Genomic DNA, 19,089 nt, shown 5'->3' on the forward strand with positions numbered 1-19,089 from the left:
TTATTCGCGAAACTGACTGCGCGGCATGATATTGACCGTTTCGTGCAGTTCCGACCATACCAGCACCGCTTCTCCGCACTGTAGCTGGCGTTTGACGTCGGCGACTTTCTGTTCAAGTGTACGCTCATGTTCACCATAATCGGTGCCTTCGCGTAACACAAAACTTTCAATTAAATTTTCCAGCGTTTCAGGGGAGAGGTCTTGCCAGGGAATCAACATGATTTCGCCTCCAGATACGTTGTTAACCAGTCAGGAATGCGTGACTCCAGCCACATTTGCGGATGAAGTAATGTACCGCCAATAAAGCCAACATGACCGCCATGTTCCGTCAGTTGATACTCCACCTGCGGTGGGAGATTTTCCGGTTTCGGGATCACCTGATGATCCATAAACGGATCGTCTTTGGCGTGAATAATCAGCGTGGGTTTGGCGATCCGATTGAGCAGCGGCATGGCGCTACACTGACGATAATAGTCGATAGCGTCGGCGTAGCCGTGAATTTTGGCGGTGATCAGATCGTCAAATTCGCGGATTCGACGTACCGATTTTAACTGTGCGAGATTAATCGGCAGCGTTCCGGGGTAGGCCGCCAGTTTGCGCGCAGCATTGGCTTTTAACAGGTTCAGTAAGTAACGCTGATAAACGCGGGAAAAGCCCTTTTCCATATGGTAACTACAGGCTTCCAGCATAAACGGCGCAGAGACAATCACCGCCGCATCAATCGGGAGCTCATTGCCTTCTTTTGCCAGCAAACAGGCCAGCATATTACCGCCGAGCGAATAGCCGACGGCAGCCGTTGGCGCGTGACCAAACTCGCGTTGCAGCCAGCGTAAAAACCAACTGGCGTCTTCCGTTTCGCCAGAGTGATAAATGCGGTGCATCCGGTTTGGTTCACCGCTGCAACCGCGAAAATGCATCACCACGCCCAGCCAGCCGCGCTTTTGCGCTGCCTCGATCAGACCGTGGGCATAAGGACTATTAAGGCTGCCTTCGAGACCGTGGAAAACTACCAGACGCGGTTTATGCTGCGCCTGTGCGGGAGCTTCACTCCACGCGAGATCGACAAAATCGCCGTCGGGCAACTCCAGTCGCTGCCAGTGCGGGGTGAATTTCACCTGACGACGAAACAGACGCGGCAGCATGGTTTGGAGATGACAATTGCTGAAACCGCGCATAGGGGTGAATTCAGCACTGCTGCTGAATTCATTGGCATCGGTCGTCGTTATCTGCGCCATCAGTTGCTTTGGCCTTCCAGCAGCATCTGTTCCAGTTGCTTCTGGGCTTCCAGCCACGCCATTTCGCACTCTTCCAGCCCTGATTTGGCGCTGGCTTGTTGTTGCAGGCAGGCGGTCAGTTCTGCTTTACGGCTCTGGTCGTACAGTTCGCTATCGCCGAGTTTCTCTTCCGCCTGCGCCAGCTGTGCGTTCAACTTCTCCATCTCTTTTTCCAGACGGGCGATCTCTTTACGCAGTGGCTGGGTTTGCGCACGCAGCTCCGCTTCCCGACGCTTCTGATCTTTACGTGCCTGGGCGCTGTTAGCGTTCTCTTTGGGTGTTTCGTCGGTCTGGTTTTCCTGCTTTTGTACGTCGCTTAACCACTGTTGATAATCTTCCAGATCGCCGTCGAACGGTTCGACTTTACGATCGTGAACCAGATAGAGATCGTCAGTGGTGGAACGCAGTAAATGGCGGTCGTGCGAAACGACAACCAGCGCGCCTTCAAACTCGATTAACGCTTCGGTTAGTGCCTGGCGCATGTCGAGGTCAAGGTGGTTAGTCGGTTCGTCGAGCAGCAGCAGATTCGGACGCTGCCAGACGATTAGCGCCAGCACCAGGCGCGCTTTTTCCCCACCGGAGAAGCGGCGCGTCTCTTCCGTCACTTTATCGCCCTGGAAGCCAAAGCCGCCGAGGTAATCACGCAGTTTTTGTTCCAGCTCCTGCGGCGCTAAACGCGCCAGATGTTGAATCGGCGATTCGTCGGCGCGCAGATATTCCAGTTGATGCTGGGCGAAGTAGCCGAGTTTGATCCCTTTCGCCAGGCCAATTTCACCGCTGACTGGCGCAAGTTCACCGGCTAACAGTTTGATTAATGTCGATTTACCCGCGCCGTTTCGGCCTAACAGACCAATGCGCGAACCTGGCACCAGGTTAAGTTTTATCGAGTCGAGAATAATGCGATCGCCATAGCCCGCACTGACTTTTTCCATCTTCAACAACGGATTAGGCAGGCTTTCCGGTGCGCGGAAGCTAAAACGGAACGGGTTGTCGACGTGCGCGGGGGCAATCAGCTCCATACGCTCCAGCATCTTAATGCGGCTCTGGGCCTGCTTCGCTTTAGTAGCTTTGGCACGGAAACGGTCGATATAACTTTGCAGATGCGCCACGCGCTCCTGCTGGCTTTCATACATCGCCTGTTGCTGCGCCAGACGGGTAGCGCGCTGCACTTCAAATGAGCTGTAGTTGCCGGTGTACTCGAACATGCTTTGTTGTTCGATATGAATAATTTTATCGACGATTGGATCGAGGAAGTCACGGTCGTGGGAGATCAGGATCAGCGTGCCCTGATAGCTCTTCAGCCATTTTTCCAGCCAGATAACCGCATCAAGATCGAGGTGGTTCGTCGGTTCGTCGAGCAGCAGCAAGTCTGAACGGCAAATCAGCGCCTGAGCGAGGTTAAGACGCATACGCCAGCCACCGGAGAAATCACTCACCGGGCGCTCCAGTTGTTCGTTGCTGAAACCGAGGCCGTGCAGCAGGCTGGCGGCGCGGGAACGAATACTCCACGCGTCGATAGCATCCAGCTTGCCATGAATGGTGGCGATGGCGTGCCCGTCGTTACGTTCGTTGGCGTCATGCAACTGTGCTTCCAGTTGGCGATATTCGCGGTCGCCATCAATGACATATTCCAGCGCAGGTTGCGGTAGCGCCGGTGTTTCCTGATTCACCCACGCCAGTTGCCAGTTACCAGGAAAGGTGTAGCTGCCGCCGTCGGCGCTGATTTCATTTTTCAGCAGTGCCAGCAGGGTAGATTTACCGCAGCCGTTTTTACCCACAAGACCCACTTTCTGGCCGGGGTTGATGGTGGCGGTGGCATTATCCAGCAGGACGCGCACGCCGCGACGAATTTGTAACGAGGAGAAAACAATCATAAGGCGCCGTATGTTCAGACTATGTTAACTTATCATTATGATAATGTAATGTATGGGCGAGCTGCCGCACCGGGCGCAATGGTAGCCCAAAACAGCGACTATACACAAAAACCATACCGGGAGGGGGATGATGTCTCAGCCAGCGAAAGTTTTGCTGCTGTATGCCCATCCGGAATCTCAGGACTCGGTGGCAAACCGGGTACTGCTTAAACCGGCCACGCAGCTCAGCAATGTTACCGTGCACGATCTTTACGCGCACTATCCCGACTTTTTTATTGATATCCCCCGTGAGCAGGCATTATTGCGCGGGCACGAGGTGATTGTTTTTCAGCATCCTCTTTATACCTATAGCTGCCCGGCGCTACTGAAAGAGTGGCTGGACCGGGTATTAAGCCGTGGTTTTGCCAGTGGGCCGGGAGGAAATCAACTGGCGGGAAAGTACTGGCGCAGCGTGATCACCACCGGTGAGCCGGAAAGTGCTTACCGTTATGACGCACTGAATCGCTACCCGATGAGCGATGTTCTACGCCCCTTTGAACTGGCGGCGGGCATGTGCCGGATGCATTGGTTAAGCCCCATCATTATTTACTGGGCGAGACGGCAAAGCGCACAGGAGCTGGCGAGTCACGCCAGAGCCTACGGTGACTGGCTGGCAAATCCGCTGCCCCCAGGAGGCCGCTGATGGAAGGTTCCGATTTTTTACTCGCAGGAGTGCTGTTTCTCTTCGCGGCGGTGGCTGCGGTGCCGCTGGCATCGCGGCTGGGTATTGGCGCTGTGTTGGGATATTTGCTGGCAGGGATTGCGATTGGCCCGTGGGGGCTTGGGTTTATTAGCGACGTCGATGAGATCCTCCACTTTTCGGAACTCGGCGTGGTATTCCTGATGTTTATCATCGGGCTTGAGTTGAACCCCTCCAAGCTCTGGCAATTGCGGCGCTCGATTTTTGGCGTAGGCGCGGCGCAGGTGCTGTTAAGTGCGGCGTTGCTGGCGGGATTATTGATGCTGACGGATTTCGCCTGGCAGGCGGCGGTGGTCGGTGGCATTGGGCTTGCGATGTCATCAACTGCAATGGCGTTGCAATTGATGCGTGAAAAAGGGATGAATCGTAGTGAATCCGGGCAGCTCGGGTTTTCGGTTCTGCTGTTTCAGGATCTGGCGGTGATCCCTGCGCTGGCGTTAGTGCCGCTGCTGGCGGGATCGGCAGACGAACATTTCGACTGGATGAAGGTCGGCATGAAGGTGCTGGCATTTGTCGGCATGTTGATTGGTGGGCGCTATTTGCTGCGTCCGGTATTCCGCTTTATTGCGGCTTCTGGCGTTCGGGAAGTGTTCACCGCCGCGACGCTGCTGCTGGTGCTGGGTTCTGCGTTGTTTATGGATGCGCTGGGGCTGTCTATGGCGCTCGGTACGTTTATTGCGGGCGTGCTGCTGGCGGAAAGTGAATATCGCCATGAACTGGAAACGGCTATCGATCCGTTTAAGGGCTTGTTGCTCGGGCTATTTTTTATCTCCGTCGGGATGTCGCTTAACCTCGGGGTGCTTTATACCCATCTGCTGTGGGTAGTGATAAGCGTGGTCGTGCTGGTGGCGGTGAAAATTCTCGTGCTGTATCTGTTAGCGCGCCTGTATGGCGTGCGCAGTTCTGAGCGGATGCAGTTTGCTGGCGTGCTGAGTCAGGGCGGTGAGTTTGCCTTTGTGCTCTTTTCTACCGCTTCTTCACAACGCTTATTCCAGGGCGACCAGATGGCGCTGTTACTGGTGACGGTAACGCTTTCCATGATGACCACGCCGCTGCTGATGAAGCTGGTGGATAAATGGCTATCCCGCCAGTTTAACGGAACGGAAGAAGAAGATGAAAAACCGTGGGTCAACGATGATAAACCGCAGGTCATTGTCGTGGGCTTTGGGCGTTTTGGTCAGGTGATTGGTCGTTTACTGATGGCGAATAAAATGCGTATTACCGTGCTGGAGCGGGATATCAGCGCCGTTAACCTGATGCGCAAATATGGCTACAAAGTTTATTACGGCGACGCCACACAGGTAGATCTTTTACGTTCTGCGGGTGCAGAGGCCGCTGAGTCTATCGTCATTACCTGTAACGAGCCGGAAGACACCATGAAGCTGGTGGAAATATGCCAGCAGCACTTCCCGCATTTGCATATTCTTGCGCGAGCGCGCGGACGTGTCGAAGCACATGAGTTATTACAGGCCGGGGTGACACAGTTTTCCCGTGAAACATTCTCCAGTGCGTTAGAGCTGGGGCGCAAGACGTTAGTGTCGCTAGGTATGCATCCACACCAGGCGCAGCGGGCACAACTGCATTTTCGTCGCCTGGATATGCGAATGCTGCGGGAACTCATCCCGATGCACGCTGATACCGTACAAATTTCTCGCGCCAGGGAAGCCCGACGCGAACTGGAAGAGATTTTCCAGCGTGAAATGCAACAAGAACGACGCCAAATGGATGGCTGGGATGAATTTGAGTAGAGGGTGAAGATGGCAATCCGAAAACGTTTTATTGCTGGCGCGAAATGTCCAGCCTGTCAGGCGCAAGACTCAATGGCGATGTGGCGCGAAAATAATATTGATATTGTTGAATGTGTTAAGTGTGGGCATCAGATGCGTGAAGCCGATAAAGAAGCCCGCGATCACGTTCGCAAAGATGAGCAAGTGATTGGGATTTTTCATCCGGACTAGCGATATGCGCCGAGTTTTTTTAAGCTAGTGAGTACACGGCAGCAGAATTCCGATACAATCTGCGCCACTATTCTTCCCATGCTCAGGAGATATCATGAAAGTAGCAAAAGACCTGGTGGTCAGCCTGGCCTATCAGGTACGTACAGAAGACGGTGTGTTGGTTGATGAGTCTCCGGTGAGTGCGCCGCTGGACTACCTGCATGGTCACGGTTCCCTGATCTCTGGCCTGGAAACGGCGCTGGAAGGTCATGAAGTTGGCGACAAATTTGATGTAGCTGTTGGCGCGAACGACGCTTACGGTCAGTACGACGAAAACCTGGTGCAGCGCGTTCCTAAAGACGTATTTATGGGCGTTGATGAACTGCAGGTAGGTATGCGTTTCCTGGCTGAAACCGACCAGGGCCCGGTGCCGGTTGAGATTACTGCGGTTGAAGACGATCACGTTGTGGTTGACGGTAACCACATGCTGGCGGGTCAGAACCTGAAATTCAACGTTGAAGTTGTGGCGATTCGCGAAGCGACTGAAGAAGAACTGGCTCATGGTCACGTTCATGGCGCGCACGATCATCACCACGATCACGACCATGACGGTTGCTGCGGTGGTCATGGCCACGATCACGGTCATGAACACGGTGGCGAAGGCTGCTGTGGTGGTAAAGGTAACGGCGGTTGCGGTTGCCACTAATACCGAAAAGGTATCAAAAAAGCGGGAATTACCCGCTTTTTTTTCGCCTTAATAATGTGGCGGTGGCGTTTCTTCAGCCTGCGATGCGATGTTCGACGGCTGGCTGGCTTTTAACTTCTCGGTCAGCAGACGCAGATGATCGCGCAGTTTTGCCATCTCCATTTCATGAGCGGTCACCGTGACGTTCAGTTCTTCAATGGTGATTTCCTGAAAAGCCAGTCGGCTCTCCAGCTCTGCCAGGCGTGCTTCCATTGATAAATCCTGCATGGTTCACCTCTTTGGTCGAATGATCGCTGCGGATTCTACTTAACTTTGCTGCCAGAGACAGCACTCATTTCGCGACATCGAAACTAATTTAAACAAAAAGAGTCTGAAAATAGATGATAATAGGGCGTGTCTGTATGTAGATTTATCCGACAACGCTTTATAGTACCTTTCTGATAATAGTTAACCCTGGGGTGAGATGCCCCGATCCTGGAGATATGGATGAAATCACTGTTTAAAGTAACGCTGCTGGCGACCACAATGGCCGTTGCCCTGCATACACCAATTACTTTTGCTGCCGAAGCGGCGAAACCTGCTACAACTGCTGACAGCAAAGCAGCGTTCAAAAATGACGATCAGAAATCAGCTTACGCACTGGGTGCTTCGCTGGGTCGTTACATGGAAAATTCACTGCAAGAACAAGAAAAGTTGGGCATTAAGCTGGATAAAGATCAGCTGATCGCTGGTGTCCAGGATGCGTTTGCTGATAAGAGCAAACTTTCCGATCAAGAGATCGAACAGACTCTGCAAGCATTTGAAGCTCGTGTGAAGTCTTCTGCCCAGGCGAAGATGGAAAAAGACGCGGCTGATAACGAAGCTAAAGGTAAAGAGTACCGCGAGAAATTTGCCAAAGAGAAAGGTGTGAAAACCTCTTCGACTGGCCTGGTTTATCAGGTAGTAGAAGCCGGTAAAGGCGAAGCACCGAAAGACAGCGATACTGTTGTAGTGAACTACAAGGGTACGCTGATCGACGGTAAAGAGTTCGATAACTCTTACACCCGTGGTGAACCGCTCTCTTTCCGTCTGGACGGCGTGATCCCAGGCTGGACCGAAGGCCTGAAGAACATCAAGAAAGGTGGCAAGATCAAATTGGTTATTCCACCAGAGCTGGCTTACGGTAAAGCGGGCGTTCCGGGGATCCCACCAAACTCTACTCTGGTATTTGACGTAGAGTTGCTGGATGTGAAACCAGCGCCGAAGGCTGATGCGAAGCCAGAAGCCGATGCGAAATCCGCAGATTCTGCTAAAAAATAAGCATTAAGAACCGCCGCCTGACCAGGCGGCGGTTTTTTTTATTACAGGCCGGATATAATTAGTGCTGGAAAGCGGAACCTCCGCTGTATTAATTTAGTTACCCGCATCATTAATGAGCCTGCCCTGAAAAGTTAACGACAGGCTCCTGAAAAGGAGTGTTTTTTTTCATGTCCAGGTCGCTTTTAACCAACGAAACCAGTGAGTTGGATTTACTGGATCAACGTCCTTTCGACCAGACCGATTTTGATATTCTGAAATCCTACGAAGCGGTGGTGGACGGGTTAGCGATGCTCATTGGCTCCCACTGTGAAATCGTTTTGCACTCTTTGCAGGATTTAAAATGTTCAGCCATTCGTATTGCCAACGGTGAACATACAGGCCGGAAGATTGGTTCGCCGATTACCGATCTGGCGCTGCGTATGCTGCACGATATGACGGGGGCGGATAGCAGCGTTTCTAAATGCTATTTTACTCGCGCCAAAAGCGGTGTCTTAATGAAGTCCCTGACTATCGCGATTCGTAACCGCGAACAGCGTGTAATTGGTCTGCTGTGCATCAATATGAATCTTGATGTTCCCTTCTCGCAGATCATGAGTACCTTTGTGCCGCCAGAAACCCCGGACGTCGGTTCAAGCGTCAACTTTGCGTCTTCTGTTGAAGATCTGGTCACCCAAACGCTGGAGTTCACCATTGAAGAAGTGAATGCCGATCGCAATGTTGCCAATAACGCTAAAAATCGCCAGATCGTGCTGAATCTTTACGAGAAAGGGATCTTCGATATTAAAGACGCGATCAACCAGGTTGCTGACCGTCTGAACATCTCCAAACACACTGTCTATCTCTACATCCGCCAGTTCAAGAGCGGTGATTTCCAGGGGCAAGATAAGTAATGCGTTTTGCCATCGTGGTGACCGGGCCAGCATACGGTACGCAACAGGCGAGTAGTGCCTTTCAGTTTGCGCAGGCGCTGATAGCAGAAGGCCATGAGTTAAACAGCGTCTTTTTCTATCGGGAAGGGGTCTATAACGCTAACCAATTGACCTCTCCGGCAAGTGATGAATTTGACCTTGTGCGCGGCTGGCAACAACTGAATACACAACATGGCGTGGCGCTGAATATTTGCGTGGCGGCAGCATTGCGTCGCGGTATCGCCGATGAAACTGAAGCTGGAAGACTCGGTCTGGCATCTGCAAATCTCCAGCCGGGCTTTACCTTAAGTGGCCTTGGCGCTCTGGCTGAAGCCTCGCTGACCTGTGACAGGGTGGTACAGTTCTGATGAAACGAATTGCGTTTGTTTTTTCTACTGCACCTCATGGTACAGCTGCTGGTCGTGAAGGATTGGATGCTTTATTGGCGACTTCCGCATTAACTGACGAACTCGCCGTCTTCTTTATTGCCGATGGCGTTTTTCAGCTTCTGCCAGGGCAAAAGCCCGATGTGGTGTTGGCGCGTGATTATATCGCAACCTTTAAACTGCTGGGGCTGTATGACATTGAACAGTGCTGGGTTTGTGCGGCTTCACTGCGTGAACGTGGGTTAGATCCCCAGACACCCTTTGTTGTAGAAGTCACTCCGCTCGAAGCAGAAGCATTGCGTCGGGAACTCGGCAACTACGATGTTATTTTGAGATTTTGAGGCGTACATGCTGCATACATTACATCGCTCACCCTGGCTGACGGATTTTCCTGCGCTGCTGCGTCTGCTCAGCGATGGGGATGAACTGCTGTTATTGCAGGATGGCGTCACTGCCGCAGCTGATGGTAACCGCTACCTTGAAAGTTTGCGTAATACCCCCATTAAGGTCTATGCCCTGAACGAAGACCTCATCGCTCGTGGTTTGGTTGGTCGAATTTCGAACGATATCACTCCCATTGACTATACTGATTTCGTCAGACTTACGGTTAAGCACACCAGCCAGGTCGCCTGGTAACGGTGGGATCGTTGTATATTTCTTGACACCTTTTCGGCATCGCCCTAAAATTCGGCGTCCTCATATTGTGTGAGGACGTTTTATTACGTGTTTACGAAGCAAAAGCTAAAACCAGGAGCTATTTAATGGCAACAGTTAACCAGCTGGTACGCAAACCACGTGCTCGCAAAGTTGCGAAAAGCAACGTGCCTGCGCTGGAAGCATGCCCGCAAAAACGTGGCGTATGTACTCGTGTATATACTACCACTCCAAAAAAACCGAACTCCGCACTGCGTAAAGTATGCCGTGTTCGTCTGACTAACGGTTTCGAAGTGACTTCCTACATCGGTGGTGAAGGTCACAACCTGCAGGAACACTCCGTGATCCTGATCCGTGGCGGTCGTGTTAAAGACCTCCCGGGTGTTCGTTACCACACCGTACGTGGTGCGCTTGACTGCTCCGGCGTTAAAGACCGTAAGCAGGCTCGTTCCAAGTATGGCGTGAAGCGTCCTAAGGCTTAATGGTTCTCCGTTAAGTAAGGCCAAACGTTTTAACTTAAATGTCAAACTAAACTCGTAGAGTTTTGGACAATCCTGAATTAACAACGGAGTATTTCCATGCCACGTCGTCGCGTCATTGGTCAGCGTAAAATTCTGCCGGATCCGAAGTTCGGATCAGAACTGCTGGCTAAATTTGTAAATATCCTGATGGTAGATGGTAAAAAATCTACTGCCGAATCTATCGTATACAGCGCGCTGGAGACCCTGGCTCAGCGTTCTGGTAAATCTGAACTGGAAGCATTCGAAGTAGCTCTCGAAAACGTGCGCCCGACTGTCGAAGTTAAGTCTCGCCGCGTTGGTGGTTCTACTTATCAGGTACCAGTTGAAGTCCGTCCGGTTCGTCGTAATGCTCTGGCAATGCGTTGGATCGTTGAAGCTGCTCGTAAACGCGGTGATAAATCCATGGCTCTGCGCCTGGCGAACGAACTTTCCGATGCTGCAGAAAACAAAGGTACTGCAGTTAAGAAACGTGAAGACGTTCACCGTATGGCCGAAGCCAACAAGGCGTTCGCACACTACCGTTGGTAATCCCTTCGGAGTTTTAGTCACCAGGCGGGCGCTTCCAGTAAGCAGCCCGCTTTGGGCTACTTAAATTGAACGCCTAAAAGATAAACGAGGAAACAAATGGCTCGTACAACACCCATCGCACGCTACCGTAACATCGGTATCAGTGCGCACATCGACGCCGGTAAAACCACTACTACCGAACGTATTCTGTTCTACACCGGTGTAAACCATAAAATCGGTGAAGTTCATGACGGCGCTGCAACCATGGACTGGATGGAGCAGGAGCAGGAACGTGGTATTACTATCACTTCCGCTGCGACTACTGCATTCTGGTCTGGTATGGCTAAGCAGTATGAGCCGCATCGCATCAACATCATCGACACCCCGGGGCACGTTGACTTCACAATCGAAGTAGAACGTTCCATGCGTGTTCTCGATGGTGCGGTAATGGTTTACTGCGCAGTTGGTGGTGTTCAGCCGCAGTCTGAAACCGTATGGCGTCAGGCAAACAAATATAAAGTTCCGCGCATTGCGTTCGTTAACAAAATGGACCGCATGGGTGCGAACTTCCTGAAAGTTGTTAACCAGATCAAAACCCGTCTGGGCGCGAACCCGGTTCCGCTGCAGCTGGCGATTGGTGCTGAAGAACATTTCACCGGTGTTGTTGACCTGGTGAAAATGAAAGCTATCAACTGGAACGACGCTGACCAGGGCGTAACCTTCGAATACGAAGATATCCCGGCAGACATGGTTGAACTGGCTAACGAATGGCACCAGAACCTGATCGAATCCGCAGCTGAAGCTTCTGAAGAGCTGATGGAGAAATACCTGGGTGGTGAAGAACTGACTGAAGCAGAAATCAAAGGTGCTCTGCGTCAGCGCGTTCTGAACAACGAAATCATCCTGGTAACCTGTGGTTCTGCGTTTAAGAACAAAGGTGTTCAGGCGATGCTGGATGCGGTAATTGATTACCTGCCATCCCCGGTTGACGTACCTGCGATCAACGGTATCCTGGACGACGGTAAAGACACTCCGGCTGAGCGTCACGCAAGTGATGACGAGCCGTTCTCTGCACTGGCGTTCAAAATCGCTACCGACCCGTTTGTTGGTAACCTGACCTTCTTCCGTGTGTACTCCGGTGTGGTTAACTCTGGTGATACCGTACTGAACTCCGTGAAAGCTGCACGTGAGCGTTTCGGTCGTATCGTTCAGATGCACGCGAACAAACGTGAAGAGATCAAAGAAGTTCGCGCGGGCGACATCGCTGCTGCAATCGGTCTGAAAGACGTAACCACTGGTGACACCCTGTGTGACCCGGATGCGCCGATCATTTTGGAACGTATGGAATTCCCTGAGCCGGTAATCTCCATCGCAGTTGAACCGAAAACCAAAGCTGACCAGGAAAAAATGGGTCTGGCTCTGGGTCGTCTGGCTAAAGAAGACCCGTCTTTCCGTGTATGGACTGACGAAGAATCTAACCAGACCATTATCGCGGGTATGGGCGAGCTGCACCTCGACATCATCGTTGACCGTATGAAGCGTGAATTCAACGTTGAAGCGAACGTAGGTAAACCGCAGGTTGCTTACCGTGAAACTATCCGCCAGAAAGTTACCGATGTTGAAGGTAAACACGCGAAACAGTCTGGTGGTCGTGGTCAGTATGGTCATGTTGTTATCGACATGTACCCGCTGGAGCCGGGTTCTAACCCGAAAGGCTACGAGTTCATCAACGACATTAAAGGTGGTGTAATCCCTGGCGAATACATCCCGGCCGTTGATAAAGGTATCCAGGAACAGCTGAAAGCAGGCCCGCTGGCAGGCTACCCGGTAGTAGACATGGGTATTCGTCTGCACTTCGGTTCTTACCATGACGTTGACTCCTCTGAACTGGCGTTTAAACTGGCTGCTTCTATCGCCTTTAAAGAAGGCTTTAAGAAAGCGAAACCAGTTCTGCTTGAGCCGATCATGAAGGTTGAAGTAGAAACTCCGGAAGAGAACACCGGTGACGTTATCGGTGACTTGAGCCGTCGTCGTGGTATGCTCAAAGGTCAGGAATCTGAAGTTACTGGCGTTAAGATCCACGCTGAAGTACCGCTGTCTGAAATGTTCGGATATGCAACTCAGCTGCGTTCTCTGACCAAAGGTCGCGCATCATACACTATGGAATTCCTGAAGTATGATGAAGCGCCGAGTAACGTTGCTCAGGCCGTAATTGAAGCCCGTGGTAAATAAGCCTCAGGGTTAATACCAAAGTCCCGTGCTCTCTCCTGAAGGGGAGAGCACTATAGTAAGGAATATAGCCGTGTCTAAAGAAAAATTTGAACGTACAAAACCGCACGTTAACGTTGGTACTATCGGCCACGTTGACCACGGTAAAACTACTCTGACCGCTGCAATCACCACCGTACTGGCTAAAACCTACGGCGGTGCTGCTCGTGCATTCGACCAGATCGATAACGCGCCGGAAGAAAAAGCTCGTGGTATCACCATCAACACTTCTCACGTTGAATACGACACCCCGACCCGTCACTACGCGCACGTAGACTGCCCGGGGCACGCCGACTATGTTAAAAACATGATCACCGGTGCTGCGCAGATGGACGGCGCGATCTTGGTTGTTGCTGCGACTGACGGCCCGATGCCGCAGACTCGTGAGCACATCCTGCTGGGTCGTCAGGTAGGCGTTCCGTACATCATCGTGTTCCTGAACAAATGCGACATGGTTGATGACGAAGAGCTGCTGGAACTGGTTGAAATGGAAGTTCGTGAACTTCTGTCTCAGTACGATTTCCCGGGCGACGACACTCCGATCGTTCGTGGTTCTGCTCTGAAAGCGCTGGAAGGCGACGCAGAGTGGGAAGCGAAAATCCTGGAACTGGCTGGCTTCCTGGATTCTTACATTCCGGAACCAGAGCGTGCGATTGACAAGCCGTTCCTGCTGCCGATCGAAGACGTATTCTCCATCTCCGGTCGTGGTACTGTTGTTACCGGTCGTGTAGAACGCGGTATCATCAAAGTTGGTGAAGAAGTTGAAATCGTTGGTATCAAAGAGACTCAGAAGTCTACCTGTACTGGCGTTGAAATGTTCCGCAAACTGCTGGACGAAGGCCGTGCTGGTGAGAACGTAGGTGTTCTGCTGCGTGGTATTAAACGTGAAGAAATCGAACGTGGTCAGGTACTGGCTAAGCCGGGCACCATCAAGCCGCACACCAAGTTCGAATCTGAAGTGTACATTCTGTCCAAAGATGAAGGCGGCCGTCATACTCCGTTCTTCAAAGGCTACCGTCCGCAGTTCTACTTCCGTACTACTGACGTGACTGGTACCATCGAACTGCCGGAAGGCGTAGAGATGGTAATGCCGGGCGACAACATCAAAATGGTTGTTACCCTGATCCACCCGATCGCGATGGACGACGGTCTGCGTTTCGCAATCCGTGAAGGCGGCCGTACCGTTGGCGCGGGCGTTGTAGCAAAAGTTCTGAGCTAATTACTCGTTAATTAGTTTTGAATTGAAAAGGGCGCTTCGGCGCCCTTTTTGCTACCCGTAATTTGAGCTCGAAATATTTAGTCGTAATTTCGCTCGCCGAACTGTGGCGCAAATAAAACTGTGCTATTGTAATCATAACTATTCTCATTTACACTTTGCGCAGAATTTGAACGGGAGTAATCATGTACGTTTGTTTGTGTAATGGTGTAAGTGACAAAAAAATTCGCCAGGCAGTCCGTCAGTTTCATCCTCAGTCTTTCCAACAATTACGCAAGTTTATTCCTGTGGGAAATCAATGTGGTAAGTGCATTCGCGCCGCACGCGAAGTGATGCAGGACGAGTTGATGCAGATGCCAGAATTTAAAGAGATTGCCTGAAGCTCACGCTTATTTTTTGACATCCCGCTAGCCCCATCTACGCTCTAATAGTGGAAGCGGAGGGACTATAAAATGAAAGGTGATGTTAAAATCATAAATTATCTCAATAAACTATTGGGAAATGAGCTTGTCGCAATCAATCAGTATTTTCTCCATGCCCGAATGTTTAAAAACTGGGGCCTGATGCGTCTCAATGACGTCGAATACCATGAATCTATCGATGAGATGAAACACGCCGATAAATATATCGAGCGTATTTTGTTCTTAGAAGGAATCCCAAACTTACAGGATTTAGGTAAGCTGGGGATTGGTGAAGATGTCGAAGAGATGCTGCAATCCGACCTGCGATTAGAGCTGGAAGGTGCGAAGGATCTCCGTGAGGCTATCGCTTATGCCGATAGCGTTCATGACTATGTTAGCCGCGATATGATGATCGAGATCCTTGCAGATGAAGAAGGTCATATCGACTGGCTCGAAACTGAACTGGATCTCATCGGTAAAATCGGCCTACAGAATTACCTGCAATCACAAATTAAAGTTAAAGATTAACTGCCTGTCAGCAAACTATCCCAGCCAACAACGAAACCCGCAGCCGCCAGAAATGGTCCAAAAGGCAGCGGGTTTTTTAATGATTCTTTTCCTCTCATGAGCAGACCAATAACTACGGCTCCGCAAGCGAATGAGGCAGCAAGGAAAACCAGCCGTGGTAAGAAGGCCCATGTATGCCAGGCACCAAGGGCGGCGAGAAATTTCACATCGCCATAGCCTAATCCTTCTTTATGTCGCAGTATACGATAGCCCCAATAAATAACAGCGAATGCGCCGTAACCGATAATCGCCCCCCATAATGCATCGGCTAACCCGGCAGGCTGACAAACTTGATAGAACAAAAGACCAGACCAGAGTAACGGGCAGGTAAATCTGTCAGGTAACAAGCCATGCTTTGCATCCCAGAAAAAAAGTAGGGCTGATAAACAAGCGTACAAAATCAGAAAGGGAAGGGTAGCGTCCATAAAATATCCTCTGTAGTTGGAGTATCACCATCGAATAACTTTGGATACTCAGCAACAGAGAAATCGCTGCTTTGTTAATCTGGTTCCGGTGAAAAACGTTATCTTCACAACCTTACAAATTTCGTGGAATGCAGCTCGCAATCTGCGCGTTGCGATTAATTTCTACGCGATGCTTGCGTCAGGCTCAGATTTACGTATAATGCGCGGGCTTGTCGTAGTTGACAGCAGGTTCGATCTGAACCTCAGTTAGCCGAATTTGGCTACCTAACAATGCTCCCAATCGGGGAGCTACGTAAGAACGGTTACACTCTCCCATCAATCGTAATGGGTCTGAGGAGTAATCATTTTCGTTTATAAAATAATTGGAGCTCTGGTCTCATGCAGAACCAAAGAATCCGTATCCGCCTGAAAGCGTTTGATCATCGTCTGATCGATCAAGCAACCGCGGAAATCGTCGAGACTGCCAAGCGCACTGGTGCGCAGGTCCGTGGTCCGATCCCGCTGCCGACACGCAAAGAGCGTTTTACCGTTCTGATCTCCCCGCACGTCAACAAAGACGCGCGCGATCAGTACGAAATCCGTACTCACTTGCGTCTGGTTGACATCGTTGAGCCAACCGAGAAAACCGTTGATGCTCTGATGCGTCTGGATCTGGCTGCCGGTGTAGACGTGCAGATCAGCCTGGGTTAATCAGGTCATTGAGCGATTGAGAGGTTGAAACAATGATTGGTTTAGTCGGTAAAAAAGTGGGTATGACCCGTATCTTCACAGAAGACGGCGTTTCTATCCCAGTAACCGTAATCGAAGTTGAAGCAAACCGCGTTACTCAGGTTAAAGACCTGGCTAACGATGGCTACCGTGCTATTCAGGTAACCACCGGTGCTAAAAAAGCTAACCGTGTGACCAAGCCTGAAGCTGGCCACTTCGCTAAAGCTGGCGTAGAAGCTGGCCGTGGTCTGTGGGAATTCCGCCTGGCTGAAGGCGAAGAGTTCACTGTAGGTCAGAGCATTAGCGTCGAACTGTTTGCTGACGTTAAAAAAGTTGACGTAACTGGCACCTCTAAAGGTAAAGGTTTCGCAGGTACCGTTAAGCGCTGGAACTTCCGTACCCAGGACGCTACTCACGGTAACTCCTTGTCTCACCGCGTTCCGGGTTCTATCGGTCAGAACCAGACTCCGGGCAAAGTGTTCAAAGGCAAGAAAATGGCAGGTCAGATGGGTAACGAACGTGTAACCGTTCAGAGCCTTGACGTAGTACGCGTTGACGCTGAGCGCAACCTGCTGCTGGTTAAAGGTGCTGTTCCGGGTGCAACCGGTAGCGACCTGATCGTTAAACCAGCTGTGAAGGCGTAAGGAGATAGCAATGGAATTAGTATTGAAAGACGCGCAGAGCGCGCTGACTGTTTCCGAAACTACCTTCGGTCGTGATTTCAACGAAGCGCTGGTTCACCAGGTTGTTGTTGCTTATGCAGCTGGTGCTCGTCAGGGTACTCGTGCTCAGAAGACTCGTGCTGAAGTAACTGGTTCCGGTAAAAAACCGTGGCGCCAGAAAGGCACCGGCCGTGCGCGTTCTGGTTCTATCAAGAGCCCGATTTGGCGTTCTGGTGGCGTGACCTTCGCTGCTCGTCCGCAGGACCACAGTCAAAAAGTTAACAAGAAGATGTACCGCGGCGCGCTGAAAAGCATCCTGTCCGAACTGGTACGTCAGGATCGTCTGATCGTTGTCGAGAAGTTCTCTGTAGAAGCGCCGAAAACCAAGCTGCTGGCACAGAAACTGAAAGACATGGCTCTGGAAGATGTGCTGATCATCACCGGTGAGCTGGACGAAAACCTGTTCCTGGCTGCGCGCAACCTGCACAAGGTTGACGTACGCGATGCAACTGGTATCGACCCGGTTAGCCTGATCGCCTTCGACAAAGTCGTAATGACTGCTGATGCTGTTAAGCAAGTTGAGGAGATGCTGGCATGATTCGTGAAGAACGTCTGCTGAAGGTGCTGCGTGCACCGCACGTTTCTGAAAAAGCGTCTACTGCGATGGAAAAATCCAACACCATCGTACTCAAAGTTGCTAAAGACGCGACCAAAGCAGAAATCAAAGCTGCTGTGCAGAAACTGTTTGAAGTCGAAGTCGAAGTCGTTAACACCCTGGTAGTTAAAGGGAAAGTTAAACGTCACGGACAGCGTATCGGTCGTCGTAGCGACTGGAAAAAAGCTTACGTCACCCTGAAAGAAGGCCAGAATCTGGACTTCGTTGGCGGCGCTGAGTAAGTCGGAGGAGTAATACAATGGCAGTTGTTAAATGTAAACCGACATCTCCGGGTCGTCGCCACGTTGTTAAAGTGGTTAACCCTGAGCTGCACAAGGGCAAACCTTTTGCTCCGTTGCTGGAAAAAAACAGCAAATCCGGTGGTCGTAACAACAATGGCCGTATCACCACTCGTCATATCGGTGGTGGCCACAAGCAGGCTTACCGTATTGTTGACTTCAAACGCAACAAAGACGGTATCCCGGCAGTTGTTGAACGTCTTGAGTACGATCCGAACCGCTCCGCGAACATCGCGCTGGTTCTGTACAAAGACGGTGAACGCCGTTACATCCTGGCCCCTAAAGGCCTGAAAGCTGGCGACCAGATTCAGTCTGGCGTTGATGCTGCAATCAAACCAGGTAACACCCTGCCGATGCGCAACATCCCGGTTGGTTCTACTGTTCACAACGTAGAAATGAAACCAGGTAAAGGCGGTCAGCTGGCACGTTCCGCTGGTACTTACGTTCAGATCGTTGCTCGCGATGGTGCTTATGTCACCCTGCGTCTGCGTTCTGGTGAAATGCGTAAAGTAGAAGCAGACTGCCGTGCAACTCTGGGCGAAGTTGGCAATGCTGAGCATATGCTGCGCGTTCTGGGTAAAGCAGGTGCTGCACGCTGGCGTGGTGTTCGTCCTACCGTTCGCGGTACTGCGATGAACCCGGTAGACCACCCACATGGTGGTGGTGAAGGTCGTAACTTTGGTAAGCACCCGGTAACCCCGTGGGGCGTTCAGACCAAAGGTAAGAAGACCCGCAGCAACAAGCGTACTGATAAATTTATCGTACGTCGCCGTAGCAAATAATTTTAGAGGATAAGCCATGCCACGTTCTCTCAAGAAAGGTCCTTTTATTGACCTGCACTTGCTGAAGAAGGTAGAGAAAGCGGTGGAAAGCGGAGACAAGAAGCCCCTGCGCACTTGGTCCCGTCGTTCAACGATCTTTCCTAACATGATCGGTTTGACCATCGCTGTCCATAATGGTCGTCAGCACGTTCCGGTATTTGTAACCGACGAAATGGTTGGTCACAAACTGGGTGAATTCGCACCGACTCGTACTTATCGCGGCCATGCTGCTGATAAAAAAGCGAAAAAGAAATAAGGTAGG

At 51.3% G+C, this 19,089-nt stretch carries 26 protein-coding genes; 21 read left to right on the plus strand and 5 right to left on the minus strand.

Annotated features, from left to right (window positions below; translation table 11 throughout):
* The 3 genes from WES_RS18970 to WES_RS18960 are packed head-to-tail and all read right to left on the minus strand — an operon-like array spanning window position 1 to window position 3,148.
* A complete protein-coding gene (locus tag WES_RS18970) occupies window positions 1–219 on the minus strand; it encodes a YheU family protein (protein WP_000907085.1) in 219 nt (72 codons plus the stop codon).
* Entirely contained in the window at window positions 213–1,235 is a 1,023-nt protein-coding gene (locus tag WES_RS18965) for a hydrolase (RefSeq protein WP_016159513.1), read from the minus strand. Before WES_RS18965 ends, WES_RS18970 begins: the two co-directional genes overlap by 7 nt.
* Window positions 1,235–3,148, minus strand: coding sequence for an ABC transporter ATP-binding protein (locus WES_RS18960; protein ID WP_016159512.1), 1,914 nt, complete (start codon window positions 3,146–3,148; stop codon window positions 1,235–1,237). The genes WES_RS18965 and WES_RS18960 overlap by 1 nt, the downstream gene beginning before the upstream one ends.
* Window positions 3,149–3,278: 130 nt before the next feature.
* Here WES_RS18960 and kefG point away from each other — a divergent pair, with 130 nt between their 5' ends.
* The 4 genes from kefG to slyD all read left to right on the plus strand — a co-directional run bounded on the left by kefG (window position 3,279) and on the right by slyD (window position 6,530).
* The gene (kefG, locus tag WES_RS18955; protein ID WP_010357561.1) at window positions 3,279–3,830 is read left to right on the plus strand and encodes a glutathione-regulated potassium-efflux system ancillary protein KefG; all 552 of its coding nucleotides are present in this window, start codon (window positions 3,279–3,281) and stop codon (window positions 3,828–3,830) included.
* A complete protein-coding gene (gene kefB, locus WES_RS18950) occupies window positions 3,830–5,635 on the plus strand; it encodes a glutathione-regulated potassium-efflux system protein KefB (RefSeq protein WP_000399149.1) in 1,806 nt (601 codons plus the stop codon). The genes kefG and kefB overlap by 1 nt, the downstream gene beginning before the upstream one ends.
* A gap of 9 nt (window positions 5,636–5,644) precedes the next feature.
* Window positions 5,645–5,845, plus strand: coding sequence for a YheV family putative zinc ribbon protein (locus tag WES_RS18945; RefSeq protein WP_001007730.1), 201 nt, complete (start codon window positions 5,645–5,647; stop codon window positions 5,843–5,845).
* A 94-nt stretch (window positions 5,846–5,939) separates the two neighbouring features.
* Window positions 5,940–6,530: a peptidylprolyl isomerase gene (gene slyD, locus WES_RS18940; protein ID WP_000861334.1), complete on the plus strand. Its 591-nt coding sequence runs from the start codon at window positions 5,940–5,942 to the stop codon at window positions 6,528–6,530.
* Window positions 6,531–6,578: 48 nt separating this feature from the next.
* Here the strand turns inward: slyD and WES_RS18935 are convergent, their stop codons facing one another.
* Entirely contained in the window at window positions 6,579–6,797 is a 219-nt protein-coding gene (locus WES_RS18935) for a protein SlyX (protein WP_001153620.1), read from the minus strand.
* 219 nt (window positions 6,798–7,016) lie between these two features.
* On the opposite strand from WES_RS18935, the gene fkpA reads away from it, so the two are divergent.
* The 11 genes from fkpA to bfr all read left to right on the plus strand — a co-directional run bounded on the left by fkpA (window position 7,017) and on the right by bfr (window position 15,218).
* The gene (gene fkpA / locus WES_RS18930) at window positions 7,017–7,829 is read left to right on the plus strand and encodes an FKBP-type peptidyl-prolyl cis-trans isomerase (protein WP_016159511.1); all 813 of its coding nucleotides are present in this window, start codon (window positions 7,017–7,019) and stop codon (window positions 7,827–7,829) included.
* A gap of 167 nt (window positions 7,830–7,996) precedes the next feature.
* Window positions 7,997–8,719 carry a helix-turn-helix transcriptional regulator gene (locus WES_RS18925; protein ID WP_010357572.1) on the plus strand — a complete coding sequence of 241 codons (723 nt, stop codon included), beginning with the start codon at window positions 7,997–7,999 and terminating at the stop codon, window positions 8,717–8,719.
* A complete protein-coding gene (gene tusD, locus WES_RS18920; protein WP_016159510.1) occupies window positions 8,719–9,105 on the plus strand; it encodes a sulfurtransferase complex subunit TusD in 387 nt (128 codons plus the stop codon). The genes WES_RS18925 and tusD overlap by 1 nt, the downstream gene beginning before the upstream one ends.
* Complete coding sequence (gene tusC / locus WES_RS18915) at window positions 9,105–9,464, plus strand: sulfurtransferase complex subunit TusC (RefSeq protein ID WP_000820726.1); 360 nt, start codon at window positions 9,105–9,107, stop codon at window positions 9,462–9,464. The genes tusD and tusC overlap by 1 nt, the downstream gene beginning before the upstream one ends.
* A 7-nt stretch (window positions 9,465–9,471) precedes the next feature.
* On the plus strand, window positions 9,472–9,759 hold the full coding sequence (gene tusB / locus WES_RS18910; protein ID WP_016159509.1) for a sulfurtransferase complex subunit TusB: 288 nt from the start codon (window positions 9,472–9,474) through the stop codon (window positions 9,757–9,759).
* 125 nt (window positions 9,760–9,884) lie between these two features.
* Window positions 9,885–10,259 (plus strand): 30S ribosomal protein S12, encoded by a 375-nt coding sequence (rpsL, locus tag WES_RS18905; protein WP_000246815.1) that lies wholly within the window; start codon window positions 9,885–9,887, stop codon window positions 10,257–10,259.
* A 96-nt stretch (window positions 10,260–10,355) separates the two neighbouring features.
* Complete coding sequence (rpsG, locus tag WES_RS18900) at window positions 10,356–10,826, plus strand: 30S ribosomal protein S7 (protein WP_001138043.1); 471 nt, start codon at window positions 10,356–10,358, stop codon at window positions 10,824–10,826.
* A 96-nt stretch (window positions 10,827–10,922) separates the two neighbouring features.
* Window positions 10,923–13,037: an elongation factor G gene (fusA, locus tag WES_RS18895; protein ID WP_000124700.1), complete on the plus strand. Its 2,115-nt coding sequence runs from the start codon at window positions 10,923–10,925 to the stop codon at window positions 13,035–13,037.
* 70 nt (window positions 13,038–13,107) lie between these two features.
* Window positions 13,108–14,292, plus strand: a complete 1,185-nt coding sequence (gene tuf / locus WES_RS18890; RefSeq protein ID WP_000031784.1) for an elongation factor Tu — start codon at window positions 13,108–13,110, stop codon at window positions 14,290–14,292.
* A 182-nt stretch (window positions 14,293–14,474) separates the two neighbouring features.
* Window positions 14,475–14,669 carry a bacterioferritin-associated ferredoxin gene (gene bfd / locus WES_RS18885; RefSeq protein WP_000289090.1) on the plus strand — a complete coding sequence of 65 codons (195 nt, stop codon included), beginning with the start codon at window positions 14,475–14,477 and terminating at the stop codon, window positions 14,667–14,669.
* A 72-nt stretch (window positions 14,670–14,741) separates the two neighbouring features.
* Window positions 14,742–15,218: a bacterioferritin gene (gene bfr, locus WES_RS18880; protein WP_000675515.1), complete on the plus strand. Its 477-nt coding sequence runs from the start codon at window positions 14,742–14,744 to the stop codon at window positions 15,216–15,218.
* On the opposite strand, the gene WES_RS18875 is transcribed toward bfr, so the two are convergent.
* A complete protein-coding gene (locus WES_RS18875) occupies window positions 15,215–15,682 on the minus strand; it encodes a prepilin peptidase (RefSeq protein WP_000340161.1) in 468 nt (155 codons plus the stop codon). The genes bfr and WES_RS18875 overlap by 4 nt on opposite strands.
* Window positions 15,683–16,060: 378 nt before the next feature.
* On the opposite strand from WES_RS18875, the gene rpsJ reads away from it, so the two are divergent.
* The 6 genes from rpsJ to rpsS are packed head-to-tail and all read left to right on the plus strand — an operon-like array spanning window position 16,061 to window position 19,083.
* Complete coding sequence (gene rpsJ / locus WES_RS18870) at window positions 16,061–16,372, plus strand: 30S ribosomal protein S10 (RefSeq protein WP_001181004.1); 312 nt, start codon at window positions 16,061–16,063, stop codon at window positions 16,370–16,372.
* Between the two features lie 32 nt (window positions 16,373–16,404).
* Complete coding sequence (rplC, locus tag WES_RS18865) at window positions 16,405–17,034, plus strand: 50S ribosomal protein L3 (protein ID WP_000579833.1); 630 nt, start codon at window positions 16,405–16,407, stop codon at window positions 17,032–17,034.
* Between the two features lie 10 nt (window positions 17,035–17,044).
* The gene (rplD, locus tag WES_RS18860; protein ID WP_000424395.1) at window positions 17,045–17,650 is read left to right on the plus strand and encodes a 50S ribosomal protein L4; all 606 of its coding nucleotides are present in this window, start codon (window positions 17,045–17,047) and stop codon (window positions 17,648–17,650) included.
* The gene (gene rplW, locus WES_RS18855; protein WP_000617544.1) at window positions 17,647–17,949 is read left to right on the plus strand and encodes a 50S ribosomal protein L23; all 303 of its coding nucleotides are present in this window, start codon (window positions 17,647–17,649) and stop codon (window positions 17,947–17,949) included. The genes rplD and rplW overlap by 4 nt, the downstream gene beginning before the upstream one ends.
* 17 nt (window positions 17,950–17,966) lie before the next feature.
* Window positions 17,967–18,788 carry a 50S ribosomal protein L2 gene (gene rplB, locus WES_RS18850; RefSeq protein WP_000301864.1) on the plus strand — a complete coding sequence of 274 codons (822 nt, stop codon included), beginning with the start codon at window positions 17,967–17,969 and terminating at the stop codon, window positions 18,786–18,788.
* Window positions 18,789–18,804: 16 nt separating this feature from the next.
* Entirely contained in the window at window positions 18,805–19,083 is a 279-nt protein-coding gene (gene rpsS, locus WES_RS18845; protein ID WP_001138117.1) for a 30S ribosomal protein S19, read from the plus strand.
* Window positions 19,084–19,089 lie beyond the last annotated feature (6 nt).

This window comes from Escherichia sp. KTE31 (assembly GCF_000407925.1).
Taxonomy (GTDB): Bacteria; Pseudomonadota; Gammaproteobacteria; order Enterobacterales; family Enterobacteriaceae; genus Escherichia; species Escherichia ruysiae.